Here is a 25,457-nt window from a genome sequence, read left to right on the forward strand (position 1 = left end):
ATGCCGAAATCCGTAATCATCCCGCCGGGCACCAGCACGCCCATCGCCCCGTTTGTCCCCGGCACCCTCGCCGACGGCGTGGTGTATGTCTCCGGCACGCTGCCGTTTGATAAAGACAACAACGTGGTGTTTATCAACGACCCAAAGGCGCAAACCCGCCACGTGCTGGAGACGATCAAAACCGTGATCGAAACGGCGGGTGGCACGATGGAAGACGTGACCTTCAACAGCATCTTTATTACCGACTGGAAAAACTACGCCGCGATTAATGAAATCTACGCGGAGTTCTTCCCCGGCGATAAGCCGGCCCGGTTCTGCATTCAGTGCGGGCTGGTGAAGCCGGACGCGCTGGTTGAGATCGCCACCGTTGCGCACATCGCGAAGTGAGGCGGCCATGAAACTTTCCGTCTCACCGCCCCCGTATGAGGGTGCGCCCGTGGTGGTCCTTATTGCCGGTCTCGGCGGCAGCGGCAGCTACTGGCTGCCCCAGCTGGCCGCGCTGGAACCGGAGTATCAGGTGGTGTGTTATGACCAGCGCGGAACGGGCAATAACCCCGACGCCCTGCCGGAAGGATACAGCCTGGCACAGATGGCGGACGAACTGGCCCAGGCGCTGGCTGAGGCCGGGATTGCCCGCTACAGCGTCGTCGGCCATGCGCTGGGGGCACTGGTCGGCCTGCAGCTGGCCCTCGACCGCCCCGACGCTCTCACCGCGCTGGTGTGCGTCAACGGCTGGCTGACCCTCAACGCACATACCCGCCGCTGCTTTCAGATCCGCGAGCGCCTGCTGCATTACGGCGGCCCGCAGGCGTGGGTTGAGGCGCAGCCGCTGTTTCTCTACCCGGCAGACTGGATGGCCGCTCGCGCCCCCCGTCTGGAGGCCGAAGAAGCGCTGGCGCTGGCCCATTTCCAGGGAAAAGCCAACCTGCTGCACCGGCTCAGCGCCCTGAAAAAGGCCGACTTCAGCCGCCACGCCGCACGCATCCGCTGCCCGGTACAGATCATTTGTTCCGCCGACGACATGCTGGTGCCCTCTGTCTGCTCGTCTGAGCTGCAGGCGGCCATCCCGCACAGCCACAGCGCGGTGATGCGTCAGGGCGGCCATGCCTGCAACGTCACCGAGCCGGACACCTTTAACACCCTGCTGCTTAACGGGCTGGCCAGCCTGCTGCACAGTCATGAACCCGCTTTATAAGGAGCTGTAATGAGCGAAGCCATTAATCCCACCGCGCTGGAAACGCTGTTCACCGGCGCCCGCACCCATAACGGCTGGCAGGATATTGCCGTCAGCGACGAGACGCTGCGCGAAATCTACGACCTGATGAAATGGGGGCCAACCTCCGCCAACTGCTCACCGGCGCGCATTGTGTTTGTGCGAAGCGCGGAGGGAAAAGAGAAGCTGCGCCCGGCGCTCTCCAGCGGCAACCTGGAGAAAACGCTCACCGCCCCGGTCACGGCGATTGTGGCCTGGGACAGTGAATTCTACGAGCGCCTGCCTGAACTGTTCCCGCACGGCGATGCCAGAAGCTGGTTTACCGCAAGCCCCGCGCTGGCGGAAGAGACCGCCTTTCGCAACAGCTCGCTGCAGGCCGCGTACATGATTTTCGCCTGTCGCGCGCTGGGGCTGGACACCGGCCCGATGTCGGGCTTTGACCGACAAAAGGTCGACGAGGCCTTTTTCACCGGCACGACGCTTAAAAGCAATCTTCTGATCAACATTGGCTACGGCGACCCGGGCAAACTTTACGGGCGCCTGCCGCGCCTGACCTTCGACGATGCCTGCGGGCTGGCGTAAGGAGCGATCATGACGACACCGGATAAGCAAACCTTTCGCGACGCCATGGCCTGCGTTGGCGCGGCGGTGAACATCATCACCACCGACGGCCCGGCGGGGCTGGCAGGCTTTACCGCCAGCGCGGTGTGCAGCGTTACGGATTCACCGCCCACCCTGCTGGTGTGCCTGAACCGCGGCGCGTCCGTCTGGCCGACGTTCAGCGAAAACCGCACCCTTTGCGTGAATACCCTCAGCGCCGGACAGGAGCCGCTCTCAAACCTGTTTGGCGGCAAAACGCCAATGGAAGAACGCTTCGCCGCCGCCCGCTGGCAAACGGGCGACACGGGCTGCCCGCGTCTGGAGGATGCGCTGGCCTCGTTTGACTGCCGCATCAGCCAGGTGGTCAGCGTCGGTACCCACGACATTCTGTTTTGCGACATCGTATCGATTATTCGCCACCCCGCACCGCAAGGTCTGGTGTGGTTTGACCGCAGCTACCACGCGCTTATGCGACCCGCCTGCTAAGGCGCTTTAAGGAGACAGACCATGTTCGGATTTCCCCACTGGCAGTTGAAATCGACCTCCACTGAAGCAGGCGTGGTCGCGCCGGATGAAAGCCTCCCGCTCGGGCAAACCATGGTGATGGGCGTCCAGCATGCGGTCGCGATGTTTGGCGCGACGGTATTGATGCCGATGCTGATGGGGCTCGATCCCAACCTGTCTATTCTGATGTCGGGAATCGGCACCCTGCTGTTCTTTTTTGTTACCGGCGGGCGCGTGCCCAGCTACCTGGGCTCCAGCGCCGCCTTTGTCGGCGTGGTCATCGCCACTACCGGTTTTAACGGCCAGGGGATCAACCCCAACCTGAGCGTGGCCCTCGGCGGCATCATCGCCTGCGGGCTGGTCTATACCCTGATTGGTCTCGTTGTGATGAAGATCGGCACGCGCTGGATCGAGCGCATGATGCCTCCCGTGGTCACCGGCGCGGTGGTGATGGCAATAGGCCTGAACCTCGCGCCGATTGCGGTGAAAAGCGTCTCCGCTTCGCCGTTTGAAAGCTGGATGGCGGTGATCACGGTGCTGTGCATCGGCCTGGTGGCAGTCTTTACGCGCGGGATGATCCAGCGTCTGCTGATCCTGGTCGGGCTGATTGTCGCCTGTCTAATCTACGCCCTGCTGGCGAACGTGTTCGGCATGGGCAAGCCGGTCGATTTTACCCTGCTTCATCAGGCCGCCTGGTTCGGTCTGCCGCAGGTGACCTCGCCCACCTTTAACACGCAGGCGATGATGCTTATCGCCCCGGTGGCGGTGATCCTGGTGGCGGAAAACTTAGGGCACCTGAAGGCGGTGGCGGGAATGACCGGGCGCAGCATGGATCCGTACATGGGCCGCGCGTTCGTCGGCGACGGGCTGGCGACCATGCTCTCAGGCTCCGTGGGCGGCAGCGGCGTGACCACCTACGCGGAAAACATCGGCGTGATGGCGGTGACCAAGGTCTACTCAACGCTGGTCTTCGTGGCGGCGGCGGTAATGGCGATCCTTCTTGGTTTCTCACCAAAGTTCGGCGCGCTGATCCACACCATTCCGTCACCGGTCATCGGCGGCGCGTCGATTGTGGTGTTCGGGCTGATCGCCGTGGCCGGAGCGCGCATTTGGGTGCAGCATCGGGTTGACCTCAGCCAGAACAGTAACCTGATCATGGTGGCCGTCACGCTGGTGCTGGGCGCGGGGGATTTTGCCCTGACGCTGGGCGGGTTTACGATTGGCGGGATTGGTACGGCGACCTTCGGCGCGATCCTGCTTAACGCCCTGCTGAGCCGCCGGATGGCTGCCGCGCCGCAGGCCGCCGCGGCGCATCAGGATTCGTGAAATCGATATGTCGGGTGACGGCTACGCCTTACCCGACCTGCATGCTCCTTAAGAGCGATCACGCCTGCTCAAACAGTCGTTCGATAGCTTTTGTCGGGAAGAACAAAGAATGGCTGTTTTCGCCTGCCAGCGGGATGAACCCCAGCTTCAGATAAAATCGTTTAGCCTGCTCGCTAAGGGCATCAACAAATATTCCGTTTACTCCCACAGCCTGCGACGCCAGGTAAACCACCCGCATAGCGTGTGCAACTAGCGTTGTTCCCCACTCGTTTCCCTGTAGTTCTTTATGAATAGCCAGACGTCCCAGCGTCACGCTGGGTACGTTGAGATAAGGGATCCGACGCTGCTGGGTCTTAGAAGGAAGCATCGCTCTCTCAAAGCAACTTCCCGATAGCGTGTAATAGCCCAGCACGCGCGGATGGTCGCGCTCTTTAAGCAGGTAGGCTCGTAGAATACGTCCATTGTGCTGGCGTACCAGGTGTTCTCTCAGGAAGGCATTTAGCGAGGGTTCACCACAATCAAAATCCCCGAAATCATAGTCGGTTCCCTCTGAAAACATTTCAATCGTGAGATTTGCCAAGACGCTTCACTCCATGTTTCGAAGACGTTTTGCCGCGCGCTTGAGGCGTTCATTTGGCTCTGGCGGATTGTCGATGGCATCCATCACCGCATTCCAGGAGGCTTCGTTTAACACGAGACGACGGTGCTGCTCGATGACCTCTGCAGCACGCTCTGACGCACTGTTCACCATAAACTGGGTGATCGTTTGATTCGTCATCGCCGCCGCTTCTTCAATCATTGTTTTGTCTTCGTCCGTTAAGCGAAGATCGATACGCTGTTTTTTAAGTGCTGGCATGGTTTACATCACCGTGTACGGTTTTAATCCGTACACACTCTAAGTAACGTTGCGCTTTTTTTCAATCTAAACCTTTTTCAGCAGTCAAATGACTCGCTTCACGCCCCCGCTTTCTGAGCTTTAGTTCGCTCACCAGCACCCCGGCGACAATAAACGCCGCACCCACCAGCGCCAGCAGCGGTAAACGCTCGCCGGCCAGTCGTCCGAAAATCCCCGCCCAGACCGGTTCACCGGTGTAGATCACCGTCGCCCGCGTTGGCGATACGCTGCGCTGCGCCCAGTTCATGGTCACCTGGATAATGGCGCTGAAGATGCCAAGCCCCAGCGCGACCACCACCAGCCCCGTGGACATCGGCGGCACGGATTCCCCGGCTGGCACCATCGTCGCGAAGGCCACCAGCGACGCCGTCGCGAGCTGCACCACCGTCACGCGCTTGACGTCCACTTTCCCAGCCCAGGCGCTGATCAGAATAATTTCCGCCGCGATGGCAATGGCCCCGACGAGGGTAATGATCTCGCCCGGCCCCAGCGCCAGCAGGTTATTTTCCGGCCCGGCTAATAAAATCAGGCCGATAAACGCCAGCACGATGCCAATGCAGGACATCAGCCCCGGTAGCCGCCCGAGGCATAACCATTGCAGCAGCGGTACCAGCGGCACGTACATGGCGGTAATAAAAGCGGATTTGCTGCTGGAGATGGTCTGCAATCCCCACGTCTGCAGGCTGTAGCCCATCGCTATCGCAATCCCAATCGCCACGCCGGCCTTAAGTTCCTTAAGCGTAAGACCCGGCAGCGTTTTAAGGAAGATCAGCCCCACGGCTATCGCCGCCGTCGCAAAGCGCAGGCCGACAAAAAAGAACGGATCGCTGAGGGTCACCGCGTACTGGACGGCAAGAAAGGTCCCGCCCCAGAACATGGTGATGAGAATAAGGATGGCTTCCTGCGGTTTTATGGAGAATTTAAAGCGTGTGACGGACATGCGACACCAACAAGTGAGATCAATTCTGTAGTGTGCGTTGCCTTTGGTTACAGTTCAATGTTGCAGACATAAAAAAACCGCCGGGAAACCCGGCGGCAGGGAGTCAACCCGGCGTACTACTTATTGCTGCCGTGGCTATTTTTACCCCCTTTTTTACCAGCCTCTGATGCACGCTGAGGGTCGTTCTTGAAGTTACCCCCGCTAGACTGGCCACCTTTACGACCTGCTTCTGATGCTCTTTCACGGTCTTCAGCGAAATTACCTGAACCACCACGATGGTTTGCCATCTCTAACCTCCAGAGTGTGAAACATTAGACATCATATTGCATTCAGTAAAAGAGGATTCTTTCACCTCGCGGCTAAAGGACAGGGCCTTTATCTGTGCCGCGTGAAACTAAGCTTAGTGGACTGAGGCTATCCGGCAAGCCACGGGTAATATTCTGCAACATGATATCCGCCTTTCGGGTCAGATAACGCGACGGAAATCTATAAGCCTTTCTTATCATTTTAAAATTCGACGACCAGAAAGTTGTTTCATTTTGCTACAGCACCGTATTGTAACCATGTTGTTATAAATCAAAGAAATGCCGTTCATTTTTGCAGTCTGGCCGTGATGTCATATCTTTAAATGAACGCAGCGATCCGCTGTCAGAAAAACCAACGAGGAGTGATGCAAAATGGCAAAAGTTCTGGTGCTCTATTATTCCATGTATGGACACATTGAAACCATGGCTCACGCGGTAGCAGAAGGTGCAAACAGAGTGGACGGCGTTGAGGTTGTGGTTAAACGCGTACCGGAAACCATGCAGGCGGAAGCGTTCGCCAAAGCCGGGGGAAAAACACAAAATGCCCCGGTCGCGACCCCGCAGGAGCTGGCGGAGTATGATGCCATTATCTTCGGCACCCCGACCCGCTTCGGCAATATGTCTGGCCAGATGCGTACCTTCCTCGATCAAACCGGCGGGCTCTGGGCATCCGGGGCGCTGTACGGCAAACTCGCCAGCGTATTCAGCTCTACCGGCACCGGCGGCGGCCAGGAGCAGACGATTACCTCAACCTGGACTACCCTTGCTCATCATGGAATGGTGATTGTGCCAATTGGCTACGGCGCGCAGGAGCTGTTTGACGTTTCTCAGGTGCGCGGCGGGACGCCGTACGGCGCAACCACCATTGCTGGTGGGGATGGCTCACGTCAGCCAAGCAATGAAGAACTCTCTATCGCCCGCTATCAGGGTGAATACGTCGCGGGTCTCGCTAAAAAACTGAACGGCTAACCCAACAGGAGGAAAAGTATGCCAACACAGGAATCCAAAGCTCACCACGTGGGCGAATGGGCAAGTTTACGCAACACCTCACCGGAGATTGCCGAAGCCATCTTTGAAGTCGCGAACTACGACGAAAAGCTGGCCGAGCAGATTTGGGAAGAAGGCAACGATGAAGTGCTGATTCGCGCCTTCGAAAAAACGGACAAAGACTCGCTCTTCTGGGGCGAGCAAACCATCGAACGTAAAAACGTCTAAGCGTTTCCCCCCGCCATGCGGGGGGTTCTCTTTTACTTCGCCGCGTTATTCATGACCGCATTGAATTTATCAACCGGACAGAAGCCGTTCGCGTCCACCGGACAGCCCTTCAGCTCCAGCGTCACGCGCTGCGCGGGCGACTGCAATGACAGCACGCTGGCGTTGCGCAGCTGCTCCGCGCTCTGGTAGACATACTCAATTTTCATCAGCTCCTGATTGCTGTTTTTGTCGTGCCAACGCTGGAAGACAATCTTGCCGCCAATCGGGGTCCGTTCCTGCTGGTCATGCAGCTGATACGGCTTGAAATCCAGCGCGGTGAGCAGTGAAGCGATGTTCGAATCGTGCCCTACCAGCAGAGTAATCTTAGGCGCTTTCGCCTGTTCGGTGACCAGCGTTTTATCGATATATTTCACCAGCGGCTTCGCCACGTTTTGCGCCACCTCGGTGGAGGTAAACAGCGAGTCCTGATAGCCGTTCTTCAGCTTCGACAGCACGCGCCACTGCTGGTCGGTCTTGATTTCACCCCAGGCCACCTGGTCGGCCGGGAACCCTTCGTAATACTGCAGCGTGAACGCGTCCACCAGCGAGTTACCCACCTTCAGCGGCCCGGATACGCCAGGCTCTTTTTCATAGTCGGCGCTGAAGGTATCTTTCGCGTCCGCCAGGGAGCAGACCTTTTTCTCTTTGCAGGACGGAGAGTCAGCGTAGTTCGTCAACTGCTCCAGCAGCTTATAGCTTTCACCAAGCTGCATTTTCTGCCGCTCGGACTCCATCGCCTTCAGTGCTTTTTCGCGGAATTCAGGCGAGTTGTCGGTAATCACCGGATTAAAGGTCGGGTCCATGGTGCCCATTTTTTCCTGATGATGCACGGGAACGTCGCAGCCCGGGAACGCGCCGGTGATAAAGAACTGCGCGGTGGCGACGGTACGCTGCAGGCTGTTGGCGTAAGCATAAACGCTATCCGCTGGCGGACACTCTCCCGTCTTCACCATCCCCTGCTCTGCCAGCCACTCGCGCATGTAATGGCCCATATAGACTTCCAGCACGCCGCCTTTGGTGGTGAGCTGACCGCCCGGCACGTCCCACTCCGGCCACTGCTTCGGCGTGGACTGCTCCAGCACGCTGCCGTTGTTGGCGAGCGGCGCGCGCAGGTTGTGACGGCTCATGATTAACACCTGCTCCAGCTGATAGCCTTTCGGCGTCTCCTGCGCCTGTGCGCCAAAGGGCATTGAAAGGGTACCTGCCACGGCCACTGCGAGTAGTGCTTTTCTCATCCCTCGTTCCTCACGTTTTTTTAATATTCCAGTGAGTGTGACAGATTCGTGACAGTTTTTTCGGGAAGCATTTCTCAAACTGATGATTAACGTGCTTACGGTGGGCGCTAATTAGTTTTATAATAAAACCACACCCCCCCGGAGACCTGACCGTGAAACGCACCCGCCTTGAAGAGAGCACCTGCCCCGTCGCCCGTTCGCTGGATATCATTGGCGACTGGTGGTCGCTGCTGATCGTTCGCGACGCGCTGCGCGGGATTAAACGCTTCGGTGAGTTTCAGAAAAGCCTCGGTATCGCGAAAAACATGCTCACCTCGCGGCTGAAGCTGCTGGTCGATGAAGGCATCCTCCGGCTTCAGCCCGCCTCCGACGGCAGCGCCTGGCAGGAATACGTTCTGACCGACAAGGGACGCGCGCTCCAGACGGTGCTGGTTGCTCTCTCCCTGTGGGGCAATGAATTTTTGTTCGCGGAAAACGAATGCGGCACCGTTCTCGTCGATAGCGAACAGCGCAAACCCCTGCGTAAACTGGCGCTTATCGCCGACGATGGGCGCGAGCTGACGCCTGATGAGATCGTGGCTAAAGTCCCCTCCTGATCGTTCCCAACGGCAAAAGCACAAAATGCCCGGCAAAATAGTTGCATTATAAAACCAAATAGCAGAGAGTTAATTCAGTTTCATATTGAAACCAAATAACCTACTTTGCTTTGAGGTAACACATGATGACTACGCAAATCACCACCGCCTTAATTACCGGCGCCTCTTCCGGGATCGGGGCCGTCTATGCCGATCGCCTGGCCGCGCGCGGCGCTAACCTGGTCCTGGTCGCCCGCCGCGAGGATCGCCTGAAAACCCTCGCCGCCGACCTGCGCGCGCGCTATGGAGTGGCCGTCGCTATACTGGTGGCCGATCTCAGCGATGAAGCCGGGATCCGCGCCGTGGAAAATGAACTGCGTCACAATACCGCCATCGATACGCTGGTAAACAACGCGGGCACCGCGCAGATGGCCCCGTTCCTCGCGGGCGATGTGGCGCAGCATCAGGCCATCAACACCCTCAACACCACGGCGCTGATGCGTCTGACCTACGCCATCCTGCCCCGCCTGGCGCAGAACAATCGCGGGACGCTGATCAATATCGCCTCGGTGTTATCGCTCCATGTCCGTGCGGGCAGCGCGCTGTACAGCGCCACCAAAGCCTGGGTACTGAGCTTTACCCGCGGACTGCAGGAAGAATTTGCCGATAGCAGCGTGCGCATTCAGGCCGTGCTGCCCGCCGCGACGGCGACGGAGATCTGGAGCCATTCAGGGGTTACGGTGAACGATCTGCCGGAAGGGTCGGTGATGACCACCGACGATATGGTCGATGCGTCACTGGCGGGTCTGGATCAGGGCGAACAGATCACTATTCCGCCGATGCATGACGCCGCCCTGTGGGATCGCTACGAAGCGGCGCGCCTTGAGCTGTTTAACAGCGCGCGCACCGGGGTTCCAGCACCGCGCTACGTTAAACAGTAGCCTAACGCTCAAGCTGGTCGCCGTACTCGCTCATCCAGGCGGCCAGCGGCGAAAGTGCGTCCTGCAGGGTTAACCCCAGCTCGGTAATTTGATACTCCACGCGCGGGGGGATCTCCGGGTAGACCGTCCGCGTCACCAGCCCGCGCTGCTCAAACAGGCGGAGCTGCTTCGTCAGCTCTTTCTGCGTGATGGGGGCAGCGGCACGCAGCAGATCGCCAAAGCGTACGGGCGTGTTGAACACAATCAGGCGATAGAGAATGGGGATCGCCCACTTACCGGATATCAGGTTGACAAACTGCGTCATCGGGCAGGTATACGCCTCAGATTTTTTTTCGCAGCACACCTCCAGCATTTCTGCCATAGCACACCTCTTGCCTCGTTAGTATCCATTTGGTACCTGGTTTCCTTTCGATACTAACGTTTCTATAGTGCTTTCTCCAGTGACATTTCAGGAGAAGAACATGGGTCGTTTAACCGATAAATATACGCTGATTACCGGCGGCACCAGCGGCATTGGTCTTGCCACAGCGCAGGCGTTTATCGCCGAAGGGGCGCGCGTCGCCGTAACCGGACGCAACCCGGACACCCTCGCCGAAGCAGAGCGCATTCTGGGCGATAAGGCCTGGGTGATCCCAACCGACGCAGGCGATATCGCGTCGCAAAAAGCGCTGGCGGAAACTCTCGCCGCTCGCTGGCCACGCCTGGACGCGGTGTTTCTCAACGCTGGCGACGTGACGCACGCGCCGCTGGAAGCCTGGCAGGAGGATGCGTGGGACCGCCTGATGGGCATCAACCTGAAGGGACCGTTCTTTTTAATTCAGGCGCTGCTGCCGCTGCTGAATAACCCGTCGTCGGTGATCCTCTGCGGCTCCGTGAGCGCACGCATCGGCCTGCCCACCAGCAGCGTGTATGCCGCGAGCAAGGCCGCCCTCCTGTCGCTGGCGCGTACGCTGTCGGCGGAGCTGCTGCCGCGCGGGATCCGCGTCAACGGGTTGAGCCCCGGTCCGGTGGAAACGCCGGCATTTACGAAGACGGGCTTAAGCGAAGAGACGCTTAACGCGATGATGGCGGAGATCATCAAGCTGGTGCCGCTCGGCAGAATGGGCTCGACGACGGAGCTGGCAAAAGCCGCGCTCTATCTGGCGTCCGACGAGTCGAGCTACACGGTAGGAACGGAACTGCTGGTGGACGGCGGAATGGGAAGCCTGTAACTCAAAAGGCGCTGATGCCGGTGACCGCGCCGACATACAGCGCCGCCCATGCACAGGCGGAAAGCAGGCTGACGACGTAAACTTTGACGGCGTTCAGCCTGAGCATCCCCGCCGCCAGCGGCACGACATAACGCAACACCGCCAGAAAGCGCGACGTAAACAGTACGATGACACCGTTTTTTTGCAGCTGATGCTGAACCCGTAAAAACGTAGCGGCATGCTTCGCCGTAAAGCGCGCGACCAGCCGGGTGTGCCCCATCAGCTGGCCGATATGGTAGTTCAGCACCGATCCCGCCGTTGCCCCCAGCACCACGGCGAGCCACGCCAGCGCCGGGTGCATGCTCCCCTGGCTGACGCCGATGCCCGCCAGCAGCATCACCGAGGCGGGTGGCAGCACGGAGGAGATCAGCACCGTGGACTTGCTCAGCGCCATTATGAATAACAGCGCGAACAGATGTGCCGGATAAAGCGCAAAATGATTCAGCAGATTATCAAACCACGCCATTTTCCTTCCCCCGTTAATTAATCCTCCATTTAAAAGGAATAACCTTAAATAAACCCTCAACATTTTATTAATAAGATTTACCTAAACCTTCCTTAAACATTATTTAATTTCCTGAGCGATAAATTTAAACAGGCGTATTATTCCTCACGCTTTACAACGATCTCGTTATGGCGAGGCTCCTGTACAAATACACGTTATCGCTCTGGTGGGTTCGAGAGAACCGGCACAGGGTAAAACAGGCACTGTCGAATCAAGGCTTTGTCAGTATAACTTCCCTTGCGGGATACGGTGTACAGTGCTGAACCCAGGACGTGGGGATCTCCTTTCCGACATGCCCTGTCTTGCTCGCCCCTGAGAGATTTTATTATTCAAAGGGAATTCACTATGTCTTACGCTATTCACAACCACAACCTGGCATTCAATGACAGCGCGGTCGCGCAATATATGAATACCGATTTTATTGTCCTCGACGTTTCATTATGCGTGGCGCTGGCGCGCGAGCAATTCTTCGAAAAATTAAAAGACGATGATATTCCGTCGCATATTTTTATTGAAGACCATGGACGCCTGGCGGGCATGATTGCGGTACGCAAATTATTGCAGGTCACGGATACCGCGCAGCCAATTAAAAGCCTGATGATTTCACAGTTTTTGCAGGTCAAACCGGAAGATGAACGAGCCGATGTCGCCGGACTTCTGGCCCACGGCGACGCGGACGTCGTGCCGGTGGTGACCCACGGCAAGCTCGTCGGCTGCCTGACCGAGCGCGAAATCGCCCATCTGCTGGAAGATGACGTCACCGAAGACGCCCAGCTTCAGGGGGCGACGCTGCCGCTGGAGAAGCCCTATCTGGAAACCAGCGCCTTCAGCCTGTGGAAGAAACGCTCCGTCTGGCTGCTGCTGCTGTTTGTCGCGGAAGCCTACACCAGCTCGGTGATCCAGCACTTCGAAGAGGCGCTGGAGTCTGCCATCGCGCTGGCGTTCTTTATTCCGCTGCTGATCGGCACGGGCGGCAACAGCGGAACGCAGATCACCTCCACGCTGGTGCGCGCCATGGCGCTGGGTGAAGTGCATCTGCGCGACGTGGGTCGCGTGCTGCGCAAAGAGATGACCACCTCGCTGATGATTGCCGTGACGCTCGGTATTGCCGGGTGCATCCGCGCCTGGATGATGGGTATCGGGCTGGAAATCACGCTTATCGTCAGCCTGACGCTGGTATGCATTACGCTCTGGAGCGCGATTGTGTCGTCAGTGATCCCGATGGTGCTCAAGCGCTGCGGCATTGACCCGGCGGTCGTCTCCGCGCCGTTTATCGCGACGCTTATCGACGGTACCGGGCTGATTATCTACTTTAAGATCGCGCAGTATACGCTGGGGCTGGAGTAACGCGATCCGCCAACTGAATCACCGCACGCGAAAACGCCTCAATCGCCAGCGCAACATCCTCAGCCATCACCGATTCCGCCGGGTGGTGGCTGACTCCGCCCCTGCAGCGCACGAACAGCATGCCCACCGGCCAGCGTTCCGCGATGGCAATCGCATCGTGGCCCGCGCCGCTGGGCAGCGACAGCGAGCGTCCCTGTACCGATTTGACGGTCTCCCCCAGCACGTTCTGCAGGTGCAGATCGCACGGCGTGGCGGCAATGCGGTAAAACTCCTCGGCGCTAAATGCCAGCCCGCGGCGCGATGCGATCGCCCGGGCATGTTCCAGCAGCTCGTTGAGCAACCTGTCCAGCGGTGCATCCTGCGGGCCGCGAATATCGAGCGAGAGCTGAACCTCACCGGGGATCACGTTCACCGCTCCCGGCAGACAGCGCAATTCCCCGACCGTCGCCACAAGATTGCCGCCCTGCTGTCGGGTAGCGTTTTCAATGATAACCATCCACTCGGCGGCGGCGGCCAGCGCGTCCCTGCGGTGGAGCATCGGCACGGTTCCCGCATGTCCGGCCTCGCCGGTGAAGCGACAGTTCAGGCGACGGGCGCCGTTAATGGCTTCCACCACGCCAAGCGCGAGCGCCTCCTGCTCAAGGCACGGCCCCTGCTCAATATGCAGCTCGAGATAGGCGCTGAAATCTTCCTGACGCCTTGCGGCATGCGACACGCGGGCAGGATCGAGCCCCGCCTGTGTCATCGCCTGCGCCACGCTGATGCCGCTGGCGTCGGTTTTTTCCAGCCAGCCCTGCGGCCAGGTGCCCGTCAGCCCCCGGCTGCCTAACAGCGTAATGCCGAAGCGGGTGCCCTCTTCATCGCAAAAGCCGACAATCTCGATGGCCTGCGCCAGATGCACCCCCTGCTGATGCAGGCTGTCCACCACTTCAATGGCCGTGAGCACCCCGAGCATGCCGTCGTAGCGTCCCGCGTTGCGCACGGTATCCAGATGCGATCCAAGCAGCACCGACTGCGCCCCTTCCTGCGCCCCCTCATAGCGTCCACAGATGTTGCCCACGCTGTCCTGCCAGACGGTCATGCCCGCCTGGCTCATCCACTGCCCCACCAGCTGGTTGGCCTGAAGATGCTGCACCGAGAGATAGACCCGGGTCAGCGCATCCGGGGTTTCGCTGATGGCGGCCAGCGCGTCGGCGCGCGCCATCACCCGTTCTGCCGCCGGGCTCATTGCGGCGTCTCGCGGCGATAGTGGTCCCACGCGGCCTGCATCGCCGCGCCCTGCGTGGTGGTGAATTTCAGGTAGTTCAGCACCGACTCCAGCGCGCTCAGGGTGGTCATCACGCAGTCCTTGCGCGCGTTATAGCCCATGGTGCCAATGCGCCACACCTTGCCGTGCAGCGGGCCAAACGAGGTGCCGATTTCAATCCCGAAATCCTCCAGCATCAGCTTACGCACCTGGTCGCCGTTGATGCCCTGCGGGATGACCACGCCCAGCACATTGTTCATCTTGTGCTTCAGATCGCCAAAGGTCTCCAGCCCCATCGCCTGAATGCCCTTCAGCAGCGCATCGCCGTGCAGCCTGTGGCGGGCGATGCCGTTATCCAGCCCTTCTTGCAGGATCAGACGCGCGCACTCGCGGGCGCCAAACAGCGCGGTGGTCGCTTCGGTGTGGTGGTTGAGGCGCTCCGGCCCCCAGTAGTCCATCACCATGCCGAGATCGAAGTAGTTGGAGTAGATCATCTCCTCATCGCCGTCTCTGTGGGCGTCGGTGCGAATGCCCTCCTCAACGCATTTGCGGCGGCGGATCGCCTCCTCCATGCGCGCGCTCAGGGTAATCGGCGACGTGCCCGACGGGCCGCCGAGGCACTTCTGCATCCCGGCCGAGACGGCGTCCAGCCCCCATGCGTCGGTCTCCAGCGCGTTGCCGCCGAGCGACGCGGTGGCATCGGTGTAAAACAGCACGTCGTAGCGGCGGCAGATGGCGCCGAGCTCCGCGAGCGGCTGCAGCATGGTGGTGGAGGTGTCGCCCTGCACGGTCAGCAGCAGGCGCGGACGAATACGCTTAATCGCATCCTCCACCTGGTCCGGGGTGAACACCTCGCCCCACGGCACCTCGATGGTATGCACCTCCGCGCGGCAGCGGCGGGCAATTTCGCACAGCAGGTGTCCAAAGCGGCCAAAGACCGGCACCAGCACTTTATCTCCGGGGCGGATGGCGGAGACCAGAATGGCTTCAATCCCCGCCCGGGAGGTGCCGTCCACCAGCATCGTCCAGCGGTTCTCGGTGCGAAACACGCCGCGATAGAGCGTCATCACCTCGTTCATGTAATGGGTCATGGCCGGATCGTACTGGCCGATCAGCTGGCTCGACATAGCGCGCAGCACGCGCGGGTCGGCGTTGATCGGCCCCGGCCCCATCAGCAGGCGCTGGGGCGGGTTGATTTGCGGAAAGTGTGCGATATCCATTGTTAAGTCCTTATCAGTTGAGGCCGCGCACGGAGGAGATGAACTGCTTCAGTTCCGTGGTCTGCGGGTTGGCGAACAGCGTTTTGCTGTCGCCCTGCTCCCAGACTTTCCCCTGGTGCATAAACACCACGCGGTCGCCCACTTCGCGGGCAAAATTCATTTCATGGGTCACGAGAATCAGGGTCATCCCCTCGGCCGCCAGCTGCTCCAGCACTTTGAGCACTTCGCCCACCAGCTCCGGGTCAAGCGCGGAGGTGATCTCGTCGCAGAGTAAAACTTTAGGCGACATCGCCAGCGCGCGGGCAATCGCCACGCGCTGCTGCTGGCCGCCGGAGAGGCTCGACGGGTAGTAATCCAGACGATCGCCAAGCCCCACTTTCTCCAGCATGCGCTGGGCCAGTTCGCGGCATTCGGCGGCGCTTTTCTTCAGCACCCGACGCGGGGCGAGCATCACGTTCTCCAGCGCCGTCATGTGCGGGAACAGGTTGAAGCTCTGGAACACCATCCCGACCGAGCGGCTGATTTCGCGCGCCTGAGAATCCCGGTCGGTAATGGTCATGCCGCCCAGCTTGATGCTTCCGTCCTGATACCCTTCCAGGCCGTTGATGCAGCGCAGCAGCGTGCTTTTGCCCGATCCGCTGCGCCCGATAATGGAGATCACCTGGCCCATATCGATATCCAGATCGACGCCCTTGAGCACGTGGTTATCGCCGTAGTACTTCTGCACCTGATTAATGGTGATGAGAGGCATTGAATTTGGTCTCCAGATAGCGGCTGTAGCGCGACAGCGGATAACACAGAATAAAGTAGCCCAGCGCCACCAGCGCAAAGACCTTAAACGGCTGATAGGTCACGTTGGTCAGCATGGTGCCGGCCTTGGTCAGCTCGATGAAGCCGATAATCGACGCCAGCGCGGTACCTTTGATCACCTGCACCGCAAAGCCCACCGTCGGGGCGATGCCGATGCGCAGCGCCTGAGGAGCGACCACGCGAAACAGGGTCTGGCCGAAGGTCAGGCCCAGGCAGCGCGAGGCTTCCCACTGTCCCTTCGGCAGGGCGCGAATGCTGCCGTACCAGATATCGAGCAGAAATGCGCTGGTGTAGAAGGTTAACGCCAGCGAGGCGGCGGTCCACGGCGAGACGTCGATGCCGAACAGCGCCACGCCGAAGAAGGCCAGGAACAGCTGCATCAGCAGCGGGGTGCCCTGAAACAGCTCGATATAGCCGCGGATAATGCGCTTCACCGTGCGTCCGCCCGTCAGGCGCAGCAGCAGGAGCGGCAGCGTTACCACCGCCCCGCCGACAAACGCCACCAGCGACAGCAGTACCGTCCAGCGTCCGGCCAGCAGCAGGTTGCGAATAATGTCCCAGTCGGTAAAGGTGGTCATCATGCCTGCACTCCCAGCCATTTGCGTCCTGCCGCCATCATCAGCTGGCGCAGGGTAATCGACAGCGCTAAGTAAATCCCGGTTGTCACCAGATAGACCTCAAAGCTCAAAAACGTTCTGGACTGGATCAGGTTAGCGGCGAAGGTCAGCTCTTCATACGAGACCTGCGACACCACCGACGAGCCGAGCATCACGATGATGCACTGGCTCACCAGCGCCGGATAAATGCGCTGCAGCGCGGGCGGCAGCACCACGCGAATAAACGTCTGCAGACGGGTTAGCCCCAGCACGCGCCCGGCCTCCCACTGTCCTTTCGGCGTGACCTGAATGCCCGCGCGGATAATTTCGGTGCTGTACGCGCCCAGGTTCACCACCATTGCCAGCAGCGCCGCCTCCCCCGCCGTCATCTTCAGGCCAAGATTCGGCAGGCCGAAGACGATGAAAAACAGCTGCACCACAAATGGCGTGTTGCGGATGATCTCCACGTAGCCGCCCCAGATCCGGCTGTACCAGGTGGTGCGTCCGCTGCGGATCGCCGCGCCGAAAATCCCGATTGCCAGCCCACCGACGGTTGCCATTACCGTCAGCTGAATGGTGACCCACAATCCCGCCAGCAGCTCCGGCCAGTGCGGCCAGAGGGCTGAAAAATCAAGTTGCTCCGTCATCGGCTCAGGCGCCAAGGTTTGCCGGCAGCGGGGCCTTCAGCCATTGCTCAGACAGGCCGTTCAGCGTGCCGTCCTTGATGCCCTGCTCAATCAGCGCATCCACTTTTGCCTTCAGGGCCGGTTCGTTCTTCTTCAGGCCGATAAAGCACGGTGAGTCTTTCAGCATAAAGCTCGGCACCGGGGCTTTATCCGCGTTCTGGCGCGAAATGGCCGCCACCACGAGGTTGCCGGTCGCCACGTACTGCACCTGGCCGGAGAGGTAGGCCGAGAGCGTAGTGTTGTTGTCTTCGTAGCGTTTCACGTTGGCGTCTTTCGGTGCCAGGCCGGTCAGCACCATATCCTCCACTGCCCCGCGCGTCACGCCGATGGTTTTTCCGCTCAGCGCGGCGGCGTCCTTCAGCTCGGCCCCTTTCGGGCCAAACACGCCGAGGAAGAACGGCGCGTAGGCGCGGCTGAAGTCGATCACCTTCTCGCGCTCCGGGTTTTTACCGAGGCTGGAAATGACCAGGTCCACCTTATCGGTTTGCAGGTACGGCACGCGGTTGGCGCTGGTCACCGGCACCAGCTGCAGCTTGAGCTTCATCTGTTTCGCCAGATAGCGCGCCATGTCTATGTCGTAGCCCTGCGGCTGCAGATCGGTCCCTACCGAGCCAAACGGCGGGAAATCCTGCGGAACGGCAATGCGAATGGTGCCGCGCTTCTCGATATCCTGAAGCTGGTCAGCCTTTGCGGGCAGCTGAGTGAAGAGACAGGCGGCCCCGGCCAGTGCAATAAACAGTTTTTTCATGGTGCTTCCCCGTAACGTTAACATGAAACAAAAGATTCTTTGAATGTGATTTTGCAACTAATGTGCCAGATAAGGCGAAGCGGGGAATTTTCTCTTAAAGCCTGATAAAACGCGGACGGGGCGAAAATACTCTCTATTTTCGCCCCGTTCAATTGCACCATTTCAATGCAAAGCACCAGTCTGATGCCCCATTATCGTTGTTCGAGTTCGTCCAGCTGCTGGTAGAGGGAGGCAATCTCGTGAATGCGCGGACGGCCTTTATCGAGAATGTCATGCAGGAAGGCGTTCGCCAGCAGGTTGATCAGGCTGTTGACGGAGGAGTAGCTGTCATAGGCGGAGACGCTGTCCAGCGGGGCGCAGAGCTGCCAGCTCGCCAGCGGAAACAGGCTGTGGGCCTGCGGCTCGCACATCAGCAGCACCGGAATACCGCTACTCTGAAGCTGCTGCATCAGCGGACGAATGATGCGCGGGCGGCGGCGGAAGGCCATCATCACCACCAGATCGTCCGGCGTTAAGTCCACCAGCTCCTCGCTCAGGCTCTGGCCCGGCTGCGGCAGGACCAGCACCTGACCGCGCGCCTGCAGCAGCTGCTGGCGCAGGTGGAGCGCCGCCGGATAAGCGTTACGCATGCCAATAATGACGATGCGCCGCGCCTTGACCATGCAGGCCATGGCGTCGGCAAACTGCTGCGCGTCAAGGGCATTGACCCACTGGGTCAGGTTCGCCATCTCCTGCTTGTAGTGGCGCGCCAGCAGCGTGTTGCCCTGCACCGCGTCGCGGTTATCGGTGAGCGGCATCCCGCTCTGGCGCAGGGTGCGCAGCTCGTCGCGCATATCCTTATATTTCTCATAGCCCAGACGCTTAAACAGGCGGCTGACCGTGGCTTTCGACACCCCGCTCAGCTGCGCCAGCTCGGCGCTGTTGTAACTGATCAGGTCGTCAAAATGATCGAATATAAAGTCTGCCACCCGTTGCTCCTGCGGCGACAGCGACGGGTATTGTGCTTTCAGACGTTCATCGAGTTGTTCCATAGCGCCTCTGTAACTTTTGTTTCATCACATTATACCTTTCTTTATACGTATTCATTATACGTGCCAGTTTACTGAAACTTTTCTTTCAGAACTGGAACAGCTTTTGCAGCGCCTTGTGACTTTCAGTGTTACGAGGACTTCTCATGCAAAGCAACGTCTCCACGCACGGCATGGCCGTTGCGCCCCACCATCTTGCCAGCCAGAGCGCGCTGGCGGTGCTGCGCGAAGGCGGCAGCGCGATTGAAGCGATGGTCGCGGCGGCGGCCACCATCGCCGTGGTTTACCCCCATATGAACGGGCTGGGCGGCGATGGCTTCTGGCTTATCGTGCCGCCAGAAGGCGACCCCATCGCCATTGACGCCAGCGGCGCGGCGGGATCGCGCGCGACGCTTGCCGCCTACGACGGGCACACGCACATTCCCCATCGCGGGCCGCAGGCGGCGCTGACCGTCGCCGGCACGGTGAGCGGCTGGGACGAGGCGCTGAAAGTCTCCCGCGAGATGACCGGCAAGTCGCTGCCGCTGGCCCGCCTGCTGGCCGACGCCATTGACTATGCGCAGCACGGCACCCCGGTCACGGCCTCACAGGCCCATGCCACGGCCAGTAAATTCGACGAGCTTAAGGCCATCCCCGGCTTCGCGGAAACGTGGCTGGTGAACGGTAAGCCGCCCCAGGTCGGGAGCCATTTTTACCAGCCCGCCATGGCCTCAACCCTGACGCGCCTCGTAGAGGACGGTCTGGACAGCTTTTATCGCGGCCCGCTGGCGAACGTGCTGGCGCACGGCATGGAGACGCTGGGCATGCCCGTGACGCTGGCCGATCTTAACGCGCACGTTGCCCGGCGCACCGCGCCGCTGAAGCTGCAGCATCAGCAGGGGGAGATCTTTAACCACGCACCGCCGACGCAGGGGCTGGTCTCGCTGGCGATACTCGGCATCACCGACCGCCTGAATATGGCAGAGGCCGACGACGCGGACACCATTCACCGCATCGTTGAAGCCACCAAGCTGGCCTTTGGCCTGCGCGATGCCCACATTACCGACCCGCGTGAACTGAAAACCGAGATTCAGAAACTGCTGGATCCCGCCGCCCTGCAGGCGCTTGCCGACAGGGTTGACGACGGCCACGCCGCACCGTGGGGAACCGGAAAAGGGCCCGGCGATACGGTGTGGATGGGGGTGATGGATAACAGCGGGCTTGCCGTGTCGTTTATCCAGAGTATTTATCACGAGTTCGGCAGCGGCGTGGTGCTGCCCGATACCGGCATCGTCTGGCAGAACCGGGGGGCGTCGTTCAGCCTCGACCCCGCTCATCTTCTGGCCCTCGCGCCGGGCAAACAGCCTTTCCATACCCTGAACCCGGCGGCGGCGCGTCTTAAGGACGGGCGCGTAATGGTCTACGGATCGATGGGCGGTGACGGACAGCCGCAAACCCAGGCCGCGCTCTTTACCCGCTACGTGGTTCAGGGCGTGCCCTTGCAGGAAAGCATTTCCCGCCCGCGCTGGCTGCTGGGGCGCACCTGGGGACAAACCTCAGACACGTTAAAGCTGGAAGGACGCTTTACCGCTGAGACGGTCTTACGGCTTCAGGTACTCGGACATGAGGTAGAAATATTCCCTGACTTCAGTGAAGCGATGGGCCACGCGGGCGCGATTGTCCGCCACCCCAACGGGCTGTTTGAAGGGGCGTTTGACCCGCGCAGCAACGGCGCGGCCGCCGGATACTGAGGAGAAAACAATGACGACACAACAACCCGACTGGCAGGCGTATCTTGCGCAAATGGAGTCCGTGCTCGGCGTGACGCTGGACGATGCCCGCCGCGCTGAGCTGCAGTTGCAGTTCAGCCGCATTGCCAGCATGGCCGCCCCGCTGATGGCGCTGCCGCTCGACGACCGTCTGGAGATCGCAGGAGTGTATAAAGCATGACGCTACACGAGATGAGTATCAGCGACATTCAACAGGCGCTGAGTGCGGGCGAGCTGAGCGCCCATGAGATTGCCCGCCAGACGCTGGAGGCGATTGGGCGCGTTAATCCGCAGATCAATGCCTGGACCACCGTGACGGAAGCACGCATGCTCGCCGAGGCCGAGAACATCGACACCCTGCGCCGCGAAAAGCGCCCCCTGCCGCCGCTGGCGGGCGTGCCCTACGCGGTGAAAAACCTGTTCGACGTTGCCGGACACACCCCCCTCGCTGGCGCCGAGCTGTTCAGCCAGCGTCCCGCAGCGGCCGCTGACAGCTTCGCCGTGCGCCAGCTGCGCAGCGCGGGCGGGCTGCTGTCCGGGATGGTGAATATGGACGCCTACGCCTACGGCTTTACCACCGAGAACAGCCACTACGGCGCGACGCGTAACCCGCACGACCTGACGCGCATTGCGGGCGGGTCTTCTGGCGGTTCAGCCGCCGCCGTAGCCGCCGGGCTGGTGCACTTTTCGCTCGGCACCGACACCAACGGGTCGATTCGCGTTCCGGCCTCGCTGTGCGGCATCTATGGCCTCAAGCCCACCTTTGGCCGCCTGTCACGATCCGGCAGCCATCCGTTTGTCGCGAGCCTGGATCATATAGGCCCCTTCGCCCGCCGCGTGTGCGACCTGGCGTCCGTGTACGACGCGCTTCAGGGCCGGGACAGCAGCGACCGTTTTCAGGCAGAGAGCTCGCGCGAGCAGACGCGCCCCCTGCTAGACCGCGGGCTTGACGGCCTGCGCTGCGCGGTGCTCGGCGGCTACTTCACCACCTGGTGCGACGCACAGGCCAGAGACGCCGTGGCGCGGGTGGCGAAGGCGCTCGACGTGCAGGATGAGCTGCAGTTTCCGGACGCCGAGCTGGCGCGCTCCGCGGCGTTTATCATCAGCGCCTCCGAAGGGGGAAATCAGTACCTGCCCGCGCTTCGCCGCGAGCCCGAGCGCTTTGAGCCGCACTCCCGGGAGCGACTGCTGGCAGGCGCGATGATCCCCTCCGCCTGGTATATTCAGGCCCAGCGGTTCCGCGCGCAGGCGCGGCAGGCGTTTCACGCGCTGTTTGCCCAGGCCGACGTGCTGATCGCCCCCGCGACGCCGCGCAGCGCCACGCGGATCGGCGAGCAAACCATGGAGATTAACGGTCAGCCGCTCCCCATCCGCGCCAGCATGGGGATGCTGACCCAGCCGATTTCATTTTTGGGCCTGCCCGTGACCACCGTTCCGCTGCGCACCGCACATGGCGCGCCGATTGGCCTGCAGCTGATTGCCGCGCCGTTTAACGAGCAGGCCTGCCTGCGCGTCGCGCGCGTGCTGGAAGAGAGCGGCATCACCGATGCCCGCCCGGCGGAGGTTGCAGCATGATCAATCACGATGACATTAACCTGCCGTGGGTGGTTGCCGAGGTGACCGCCGCGTTTTACCGCTACGAGGACGCGCTGGTGAGTAACAACATTGCCGTGCTGGACGAGCTGTTCTGGCACGACAAAAACACGGTGCGTCTGGGGGCGGGGGAAAATCTGTACGGGATCGATGAAATCCGCGCCTTTAGGGCGGCGCGCCCGTCTGCCGGGCTTCAGCGGACGCTGCGCCACACCGTGATTACCACCTTCGGGGAGGATTATGCCGTGTGCAGCACCGAGTTTACCCGTGAAGGTACGGAGCGGATTGGCCGCCAGCAGCAGACGTGGGTAAGGTTTGCCTGCGGGTGGCGGATCGTGGCGGCGCAGGTGAGTTTGATGTCGTAGCCGTAGGCCGGGTAAGGCGCAACCGCCACCCGGCAAAACATCGCACAATTACTTCTGAAACGGATGCACTTCCCGCCAGTGGTCAGCAATCTGCTGGCGGGTACAGACCCACACCCGATCGTGCTGCTGCACGTAATCCAGAAACCGTTGCAGCGCGCGAAAACGCCCCGGCCTTCCCAGCAGGCGGCAGTGCATGCCGAGGGACATCATCTTTGGCGCGCTCTCCCCCTCCTCGTACAGCACGTCAAAGCTGTCCTTCAGGTACGTATAAAACTGCTCGGCGGTGTTAAACCCCTGCGCGGTCGCAAAGCGCATGTCGTTCGCATCCAGCGTATAGGGCACGATCAGGTGCGGCTTTTGGGTGCCGTCGCCGCAGGCCACTTCCGTCCAGAAGGGCAAATCATCGCCGTAGTAGTCGCTGTCGTAGTCAAAGCCGCCGTGCTCCACCACCAGCTGGCGGGTGTTGGGGCTGTCGCGCCCGGTGTACCAGCCCGTCGGCGGCTTGCCGAACAGGTCGGTCAGAACGTGCACCGCCTTGTGCAGATGTTCGCGCTCCTGGCTGATGTCCATATTCTGATAGTGGATCCAGCGCCAGCCGTGGCTGACCACGTCGTAATCCGCCGTCTTAATCGCCTCAACGATCTCCGGGTGACGCGCCAGCGCCATTGCCACGCCAAAGACCGTCAGCGGCAGGCCGCGTTTTTGAAATTCATTGTGGATCCGCCAGAACCCGGCGCGACTGCCGTATTCGTAGAGGGAGTCCATCGACATGTGTTTGTCCGGGTAGCTGGCCGCGCCGATGATGTCCGACAGGAACTGCTCGGACCCGGCATCGCCGTGCAGAACGTGGTTTTCCGCCCCTTCTTCATAATTGAGCACAAACTGCACCGCGATGCGCGCCTGATTCGGCCACCGCGCGTGCGGCGGGTTGCCCGCGTAGCCGCGCAGATCCCGCGGATAATCCTGTTCGAAAAGCCCCATACCACCCCCAAAAGTTAAAATGGATTCAATGCCTGAAAATGCCCGCTTAACGGTTTGTTCTCCGGGAAGGCCAGATCCCCATGCTTGCTGGTCGAGAGCCCCAGCGCCACCAGCGACTCCACCATCTTCACCGCCGCGCTGACGCCGTCGATCACCGGCACGCGCAGCTCGCGGGTCAGCTCCTGCGCCAGCGTCGCCATGCCGCCGCAGCCGAGCACGATGGCGCCGCAGCCATCCTCTTTCAGCGCCTGTATACAGCGCGCGCGCACCTTCTCCTGCGCCAGACCGCTGCCGTCCTCCAGCGCCAGCACCGGAAGGTCGATGGCGTGCAGCGCTGCGCAGTGGTCCTGAAAGCCATACTGGTGCAACAGATGGCGGGCAATAATCAGCGTGCGCGGCAGCGTGGTAACCACCGAAAAGCGCGTCGCCACCAGCGTCGCCATATGCATAGCGGCTTCGGCAATGCCGATAACCGGCCCCTGCGCCAGCTCGCGCGCCGCCAGCAGTCCCGGATCGCCAAAGCAGGCAATCACGTGACCGTCCACGCCCTGCTCCCTGCCTTTTTTGATCTGTTCCAGGACACCGACGGCGGCGATGGCCTCATCAAAGTGGCCTTCTATAGACGGCACGCCCGCGCTCGGGCAAACCGCGAGGATTTCCGTCCCCGGCGCCGCCACCGCGCGGGCCGCCGCGCCGATGGTTTCCGTCATCGCGAGGCTGGTGTTGGGGTTGATCACTTGTATACAGACAGATGACATTACGACTCCTTGTGGCCGGCAAACAGCCGGGCAAAATCAGGCAGGCACTCGCCCGCCCGCTCGAAGCAGAGGCTGGCAACGATATGTTCAAAATGGTGCATGAGGGCATCGCTTAGCGGCTGCAGCGCCTTCTGACGCAGCAGATCTACAAGCTGTTCGTGGTCGTTGCAGCGACAGCCCTGACGCCACGGCGCGCCCCAGGTAGCAATCACCAGCGAGGAGCGCTGGCTCAGGCTTGTCACCATCTCCGTCAGCACCTGGTTACCGGAGATGGCCTGCAGTTGTATGTGGAAACTGGCGGAATGTCGGATTGCCGCCGGGCCGTCGTACGCCTCGTGCGCCTGCTGCTCCTGACGAATAATGGCCTCCAGCGCGGCAAGGTGCGGCGGCTGACAGTGCGCCAGCACGTCCGGAAGGTTAGCGACCTCCAGCAGCGCGCGGGTGCGGAAGATGTGCCGCGCCTCTTCCACCGTCGGGCTGGCGACGTGTGCACCACGTTTGGGCGTCAGGGTGACCATTTGCACAGCGGCGAGTCGTTGAAGCACCTTGCGGATGCCCGTGCGGCTCACGCCAAACACCTCGGCCAGCGCCTCTTCCGGCAATTTGCTCCCCGGCAGCAGCTGATGTTCCACAATCGCGGTCATCAGCGCCTGGAAGATGGTTTCGTCTTTGTCATGCAGGTCTGGCGCGGTCTGCAGGGCGTTTATGTTGTTCATTCACCACTCCGAATTTTACTTTCCGTTATCGAATCGTATACATAAAAATTAAATATTGCATACAAGATTTAT

General features: G+C 60.6%; 31 protein-coding genes, 1 pseudogene and 1 riboswitch. Of the genes and pseudogenes, 15 read left to right on the forward strand and 17 right to left on the reverse strand.

The window, feature by feature from the left end:
• The 5 genes from rutC to rutG are packed head-to-tail and all read left to right on the forward strand — an operon-like array spanning position 1 to position 3,643.
• Positions 1-387: a pyrimidine utilization protein C gene (gene rutC / locus IM295_RS10995; protein WP_008499822.1), complete on the forward strand. Its 387-nt coding sequence runs from the start codon at positions 1-3 to the stop codon at positions 385-387.
• A gap of 7 nt (positions 388-394) precedes the next feature.
• Entirely contained in the window at positions 395-1,195 is an 801-nt protein-coding gene (gene rutD / locus IM295_RS11000; protein ID WP_023327080.1) for a pyrimidine utilization protein D, read from the forward strand.
• Positions 1,196-1,204: 9 nt separating this feature from the next.
• Positions 1,205-1,795, forward strand: a complete 591-nt coding sequence (locus IM295_RS11005) for a malonic semialdehyde reductase (RefSeq protein WP_023327079.1) — start codon at positions 1,205-1,207, stop codon at positions 1,793-1,795.
• Between the two features lie 9 nt (positions 1,796-1,804).
• Positions 1,805-2,299, forward strand: coding sequence for an NADH-dependent FMN reductase RutF (rutF, locus tag IM295_RS11010; RefSeq protein ID WP_193066682.1), 495 nt, complete (start codon positions 1,805-1,807; stop codon positions 2,297-2,299).
• 21 nt (positions 2,300-2,320) lie between these two features.
• Positions 2,321-3,643: a pyrimidine utilization transport protein G gene (gene rutG / locus IM295_RS11015; RefSeq protein WP_193066683.1), complete on the forward strand. Its 1,323-nt coding sequence runs from the start codon at positions 2,321-2,323 to the stop codon at positions 3,641-3,643.
• Between the two features lie 58 nt (positions 3,644-3,701).
• Here rutG and IM295_RS11020 read toward each other — a convergent pair whose 3' ends face one another.
• The 4 genes from IM295_RS11020 to IM295_RS11035 form a co-directional block, all read right to left on the reverse strand.
• Positions 3,702-4,202, reverse strand: a complete 501-nt coding sequence (locus IM295_RS11020) for a GNAT family N-acetyltransferase (RefSeq protein WP_192971185.1) — start codon at positions 4,200-4,202, stop codon at positions 3,702-3,704.
• Between the two features lie 27 nt (positions 4,203-4,229).
• Complete coding sequence (locus IM295_RS11025) at positions 4,230-4,499, reverse strand: DUF1778 domain-containing protein (RefSeq protein WP_008499829.1); 270 nt, start codon at positions 4,497-4,499, stop codon at positions 4,230-4,232.
• 61 nt (positions 4,500-4,560) lie between these two features.
• Positions 4,561-5,478 (reverse strand): DMT family transporter, encoded by a 918-nt coding sequence (locus tag IM295_RS11030; protein ID WP_193066684.1) that lies wholly within the window; start codon positions 5,476-5,478, stop codon positions 4,561-4,563.
• A 116-nt stretch (positions 5,479-5,594) separates the two neighbouring features.
• Positions 5,595-5,765, reverse strand: coding sequence for a general stress protein (locus tag IM295_RS11035; protein ID WP_001273664.1), 171 nt, complete (start codon positions 5,763-5,765; stop codon positions 5,595-5,597).
• A gap of 390 nt (positions 5,766-6,155) precedes the next feature.
• Here IM295_RS11035 and wrbA point away from each other — a divergent pair, with 390 nt between their 5' ends.
• A complete protein-coding gene (gene wrbA, locus IM295_RS11040; protein WP_041910554.1) occupies positions 6,156-6,752 on the forward strand; it encodes an NAD(P)H:quinone oxidoreductase in 597 nt (198 codons plus the stop codon).
• A gap of 18 nt (positions 6,753-6,770) precedes the next feature.
• Positions 6,771-6,998 carry a YccJ family protein gene (locus IM295_RS11045; RefSeq protein WP_028012649.1) on the forward strand — a complete coding sequence of 76 codons (228 nt, stop codon included), beginning with the start codon at positions 6,771-6,773 and terminating at the stop codon, positions 6,996-6,998.
• A gap of 32 nt (positions 6,999-7,030) precedes the next feature.
• Here the strand turns inward: IM295_RS11045 and agp are convergent, their stop codons facing one another.
• A complete protein-coding gene (gene agp, locus IM295_RS11050) occupies positions 7,031-8,272 on the reverse strand; it encodes a bifunctional glucose-1-phosphatase/inositol phosphatase (RefSeq protein WP_193066685.1) in 1,242 nt (413 codons plus the stop codon).
• A gap of 152 nt (positions 8,273-8,424) precedes the next feature.
• Between agp and IM295_RS11055 the strand changes: the two genes are divergently transcribed.
• Positions 8,425-8,868: a helix-turn-helix domain-containing protein gene (locus IM295_RS11055; protein WP_193066686.1), complete on the forward strand. Its 444-nt coding sequence runs from the start codon at positions 8,425-8,427 to the stop codon at positions 8,866-8,868.
• Between the two features lie 125 nt (positions 8,869-8,993).
• On the forward strand, positions 8,994-9,788 hold the full coding sequence (locus tag IM295_RS11060) for an SDR family oxidoreductase (RefSeq protein ID WP_028012646.1): 795 nt from the start codon (positions 8,994-8,996) through the stop codon (positions 9,786-9,788).
• Between the two features lies 1 nt (position 9,789).
• Here IM295_RS11060 and IM295_RS11065 read toward each other — a convergent pair whose 3' ends face one another.
• Positions 9,790-10,149, reverse strand: a complete 360-nt coding sequence (locus IM295_RS11065) for a helix-turn-helix domain-containing protein (RefSeq protein WP_023335206.1) — start codon at positions 10,147-10,149, stop codon at positions 9,790-9,792.
• A gap of 100 nt (positions 10,150-10,249) precedes the next feature.
• Between IM295_RS11065 and IM295_RS11070 the strand changes: the two genes are divergently transcribed.
• A complete protein-coding gene (locus tag IM295_RS11070) occupies positions 10,250-10,999 on the forward strand; it encodes an SDR family oxidoreductase (protein WP_028012645.1) in 750 nt (249 codons plus the stop codon).
• A gap of 1 nt (position 11,000) precedes the next feature.
• Here IM295_RS11070 and IM295_RS11075 read toward each other — a convergent pair whose 3' ends face one another.
• Entirely contained in the window at positions 11,001-11,504 is a 504-nt protein-coding gene (locus IM295_RS11075; protein WP_193066687.1) for a DedA family protein, read from the reverse strand.
• Between the two features lie 154 nt (positions 11,505-11,658).
• A riboswitch (M-box (ykoK) riboswitch) is annotated at positions 11,659-11,828 on the forward strand.
• 60 nt (positions 11,829-11,888) lie between these two features.
• Here IM295_RS11075 and IM295_RS11080 point away from each other — a divergent pair.
• The gene (locus IM295_RS11080) at positions 11,889-12,890 is read left to right on the forward strand and encodes a magnesium transporter (RefSeq protein ID WP_193066688.1); all 1,002 of its coding nucleotides are present in this window, start codon (positions 11,889-11,891) and stop codon (positions 12,888-12,890) included.
• Here IM295_RS11080 and hpxK read toward each other — a convergent pair.
• From hpxK to hpxU, 7 genes are all read right to left on the reverse strand, one after another.
• A complete protein-coding gene (gene hpxK, locus IM295_RS11085; RefSeq protein WP_193066689.1) occupies positions 12,856-14,118 on the reverse strand; it encodes an allantoate amidohydrolase in 1,263 nt (420 codons plus the stop codon). The genes IM295_RS11080 and hpxK overlap by 35 nt on opposite strands.
• Entirely contained in the window at positions 14,115-15,356 is a 1,242-nt protein-coding gene (locus IM295_RS11090) for an alanine--glyoxylate aminotransferase family protein (RefSeq protein ID WP_028012642.1), read from the reverse strand. Before IM295_RS11090 ends, hpxK begins: the two co-directional genes overlap by 4 nt.
• Positions 15,357-15,369: 13 nt before the next feature.
• Positions 15,370-16,107, reverse strand: coding sequence for an amino acid ABC transporter ATP-binding protein (locus IM295_RS11095; protein WP_008499843.1), 738 nt, complete (start codon positions 16,105-16,107; stop codon positions 15,370-15,372).
• A complete protein-coding gene (locus IM295_RS11100) occupies positions 16,088-16,744 on the reverse strand; it encodes an amino acid ABC transporter permease (RefSeq protein WP_014883296.1) in 657 nt (218 codons plus the stop codon). Before IM295_RS11100 ends, IM295_RS11095 begins: the two co-directional genes overlap by 20 nt.
• Positions 16,744-17,409, reverse strand: a complete 666-nt coding sequence (locus tag IM295_RS11105) for an amino acid ABC transporter permease (protein WP_041912033.1) — start codon at positions 17,407-17,409, stop codon at positions 16,744-16,746. Before IM295_RS11105 ends, IM295_RS11100 begins: the two co-directional genes overlap by 1 nt.
• Before the next feature lie 4 nt (positions 17,410-17,413).
• Positions 17,414-18,196: a transporter substrate-binding domain-containing protein gene (locus tag IM295_RS11110; RefSeq protein WP_045261681.1), complete on the reverse strand. Its 783-nt coding sequence runs from the start codon at positions 18,194-18,196 to the stop codon at positions 17,414-17,416.
• Between the two features lie 191 nt (positions 18,197-18,387).
• Positions 18,388-19,227 carry a MurR/RpiR family transcriptional regulator HpxU gene (gene hpxU, locus IM295_RS11115; protein WP_045261682.1) on the reverse strand — a complete coding sequence of 280 codons (840 nt, stop codon included), beginning with the start codon at positions 19,225-19,227 and terminating at the stop codon, positions 18,388-18,390.
• A gap of 143 nt (positions 19,228-19,370) precedes the next feature.
• Here hpxU and hpxW point away from each other — a divergent pair, with 143 nt between their 5' ends.
• From hpxW to hpxZ, 4 genes are read left to right on the forward strand one after another with little or no spacing between them, the layout of a single operon-like run.
• A complete protein-coding gene (hpxW, locus tag IM295_RS11120; RefSeq protein ID WP_193066690.1) occupies positions 19,371-20,954 on the forward strand; it encodes an oxamate amidohydrolase in 1,584 nt (527 codons plus the stop codon).
• A gap of 10 nt (positions 20,955-20,964) precedes the next feature.
• Positions 20,965-21,153, forward strand: a complete 189-nt coding sequence (gene hpxX, locus IM295_RS11125) for an oxalurate catabolism protein HpxX (RefSeq protein WP_028012637.1) — start codon at positions 20,965-20,967, stop codon at positions 21,151-21,153.
• Entirely contained in the window at positions 21,150-22,547 is a 1,398-nt protein-coding gene (locus IM295_RS11130) for an AtzE family amidohydrolase (protein ID WP_193066691.1), read from the forward strand. Before hpxX ends, IM295_RS11130 begins: the two co-directional genes overlap by 4 nt.
• Positions 22,544-22,930: an oxalurate catabolism protein HpxZ gene (hpxZ, locus tag IM295_RS11135; protein ID WP_045261685.1), complete on the forward strand. Its 387-nt coding sequence runs from the start codon at positions 22,544-22,546 to the stop codon at positions 22,928-22,930. Before IM295_RS11130 ends, hpxZ begins: the two co-directional genes overlap by 4 nt.
• A gap of 48 nt (positions 22,931-22,978) precedes the next feature.
• Here hpxZ and puuE read toward each other — a convergent pair whose 3' ends face one another.
• The 3 genes and pseudogenes from puuE to IM295_RS11150 all read right to left on the reverse strand — a co-directional run bounded on the left by puuE (position 22,979) and on the right by IM295_RS11150 (position 25,385).
• Positions 22,979-23,878, reverse strand: coding sequence for an allantoinase PuuE (puuE, locus tag IM295_RS11140; protein ID WP_370551810.1), 900 nt, complete (start codon positions 23,876-23,878; stop codon positions 22,979-22,981).
• A pseudogene (gene hpxA, locus IM295_RS11145) lies at positions 23,796-24,669 on the reverse strand (allantoin racemase). Before hpxA ends, puuE begins: the two are co-directional and overlap by 83 nt.
• On the reverse strand, positions 24,669-25,385 hold the full coding sequence (locus IM295_RS11150; RefSeq protein ID WP_045630054.1) for a GntR family transcriptional regulator: 717 nt from the start codon (positions 25,383-25,385) through the stop codon (positions 24,669-24,671). The pseudogene hpxA and the gene IM295_RS11150 overlap by 1 nt, the downstream one beginning before the upstream one ends.
• Positions 25,386-25,457: the final 72 nt, after the last annotated feature.

This window comes from Enterobacter cloacae complex sp. P14RS, assembly GCF_014895895.1.
Taxonomy (GTDB): domain Bacteria; phylum Pseudomonadota; class Gammaproteobacteria; order Enterobacterales; family Enterobacteriaceae; genus Enterobacter; species Enterobacter bugandensis.

What these genes read in the sequence shown, in the direction of transcription:
- wrbA (WP_041910554.1), top strand. Translation starts at nt 6,156, where the DNA reads ATGGCAAAAGTTCTGGTGCTCTATTATTCCATGTATGGACACATTGAA.
- hpxU (WP_045261682.1), bottom strand. Translation starts at nt 19,227, where the DNA reads ATGGAACAACTCGATGAACGTCTGAAAGCACAATACCCGTCGCTGTCG.
- IM295_RS11060 (WP_028012646.1), top strand. Translation starts at nt 8,994, where the DNA reads ATGACTACGCAAATCACCACCGCCTTAATTACCGGCGCCTCTTCCGGG.
- IM295_RS11090 (WP_028012642.1), bottom strand. Translation starts at nt 15,356, where the DNA reads ATGGATATCGCACACTTTCCGCAAATCAACCCGCCCCAGCGCCTGCTG.
- IM295_RS11065 (WP_023335206.1), bottom strand. Translation starts at nt 10,149, where the DNA reads ATGGCAGAAATGCTGGAGGTGTGCTGCGAAAAAAAATCTGAGGCGTAT.
- rutD (WP_023327080.1), top strand. Translation starts at nt 395, where the DNA reads ATGAAACTTTCCGTCTCACCGCCCCCGTATGAGGGTGCGCCCGTGGTG.
- IM295_RS11095 (WP_008499843.1), bottom strand. Translation starts at nt 16,107, where the DNA reads ATGCCTCTCATCACCATTAATCAGGTGCAGAAGTACTACGGCGATAAC.
- IM295_RS11025 (WP_008499829.1), bottom strand. Translation starts at nt 4,499, where the DNA reads ATGCCAGCACTTAAAAAACAGCGTATCGATCTTCGCTTAACGGACGAA.
- hpxZ (WP_045261685.1), top strand. Translation starts at nt 22,544, where the DNA reads ATGATCAATCACGATGACATTAACCTGCCGTGGGTGGTTGCCGAGGTG.
- hpxK (WP_193066689.1), bottom strand. Translation starts at nt 14,118, where the DNA reads ATGAGCCCGGCGGCAGAACGGGTGATGGCGCGCGCCGACGCGCTGGCC.
- IM295_RS11130 (WP_193066691.1), top strand. Translation starts at nt 21,150, where the DNA reads ATGACGCTACACGAGATGAGTATCAGCGACATTCAACAGGCGCTGAGT.
- IM295_RS11075 (WP_193066687.1), bottom strand. Translation starts at nt 11,504, where the DNA reads ATGGCGTGGTTTGATAATCTGCTGAATCATTTTGCGCTTTATCCGGCA.
- rutF (WP_193066682.1), top strand. Translation starts at nt 1,805, where the DNA reads ATGACGACACCGGATAAGCAAACCTTTCGCGACGCCATGGCCTGCGTT.
- hpxW (WP_193066690.1), top strand. Translation starts at nt 19,371, where the DNA reads ATGCAAAGCAACGTCTCCACGCACGGCATGGCCGTTGCGCCCCACCAT.
- IM295_RS11100 (WP_014883296.1), bottom strand. Translation starts at nt 16,744, where the DNA reads ATGACCACCTTTACCGACTGGGACATTATTCGCAACCTGCTGCTGGCC.
- IM295_RS11020 (WP_192971185.1), bottom strand. Translation starts at nt 4,202, where the DNA reads ATGTTTTCAGAGGGAACCGACTATGATTTCGGGGATTTTGATTGTGGT.
- IM295_RS11035 (WP_001273664.1), bottom strand. Translation starts at nt 5,765, where the DNA reads ATGGCAAACCATCGTGGTGGTTCAGGTAATTTCGCTGAAGACCGTGAA.
- IM295_RS11105 (WP_041912033.1), bottom strand. Translation starts at nt 17,409, where the DNA reads ATGACGGAGCAACTTGATTTTTCAGCCCTCTGGCCGCACTGGCCGGAG.
- rutC (WP_008499822.1), top strand. Translation starts at nt 1, where the DNA reads ATGCCGAAATCCGTAATCATCCCGCCGGGCACCAGCACGCCCATCGCC.
- IM295_RS11080 (WP_193066688.1), top strand. Translation starts at nt 11,889, where the DNA reads ATGTCTTACGCTATTCACAACCACAACCTGGCATTCAATGACAGCGCG.
- IM295_RS11150 (WP_045630054.1), bottom strand. Translation starts at nt 25,385, where the DNA reads ATGAACAACATAAACGCCCTGCAGACCGCGCCAGACCTGCATGACAAA.
- IM295_RS11030 (WP_193066684.1), bottom strand. Translation starts at nt 5,478, where the DNA reads ATGTCCGTCACACGCTTTAAATTCTCCATAAAACCGCAGGAAGCCATC.
- IM295_RS11045 (WP_028012649.1), top strand. Translation starts at nt 6,771, where the DNA reads ATGCCAACACAGGAATCCAAAGCTCACCACGTGGGCGAATGGGCAAGT.
- IM295_RS11005 (WP_023327079.1), top strand. Translation starts at nt 1,205, where the DNA reads ATGAGCGAAGCCATTAATCCCACCGCGCTGGAAACGCTGTTCACCGGC.
- hpxX (WP_028012637.1), top strand. Translation starts at nt 20,965, where the DNA reads ATGACGACACAACAACCCGACTGGCAGGCGTATCTTGCGCAAATGGAG.
- agp (WP_193066685.1), bottom strand. Translation starts at nt 8,272, where the DNA reads ATGAGAAAAGCACTACTCGCAGTGGCCGTGGCAGGTACCCTTTCAATG.
- IM295_RS11070 (WP_028012645.1), top strand. Translation starts at nt 10,250, where the DNA reads ATGGGTCGTTTAACCGATAAATATACGCTGATTACCGGCGGCACCAGC.
- rutG (WP_193066683.1), top strand. Translation starts at nt 2,321, where the DNA reads ATGTTCGGATTTCCCCACTGGCAGTTGAAATCGACCTCCACTGAAGCA.
- IM295_RS11110 (WP_045261681.1), bottom strand. Translation starts at nt 18,196, where the DNA reads ATGAAAAAACTGTTTATTGCACTGGCCGGGGCCGCCTGTCTCTTCACT.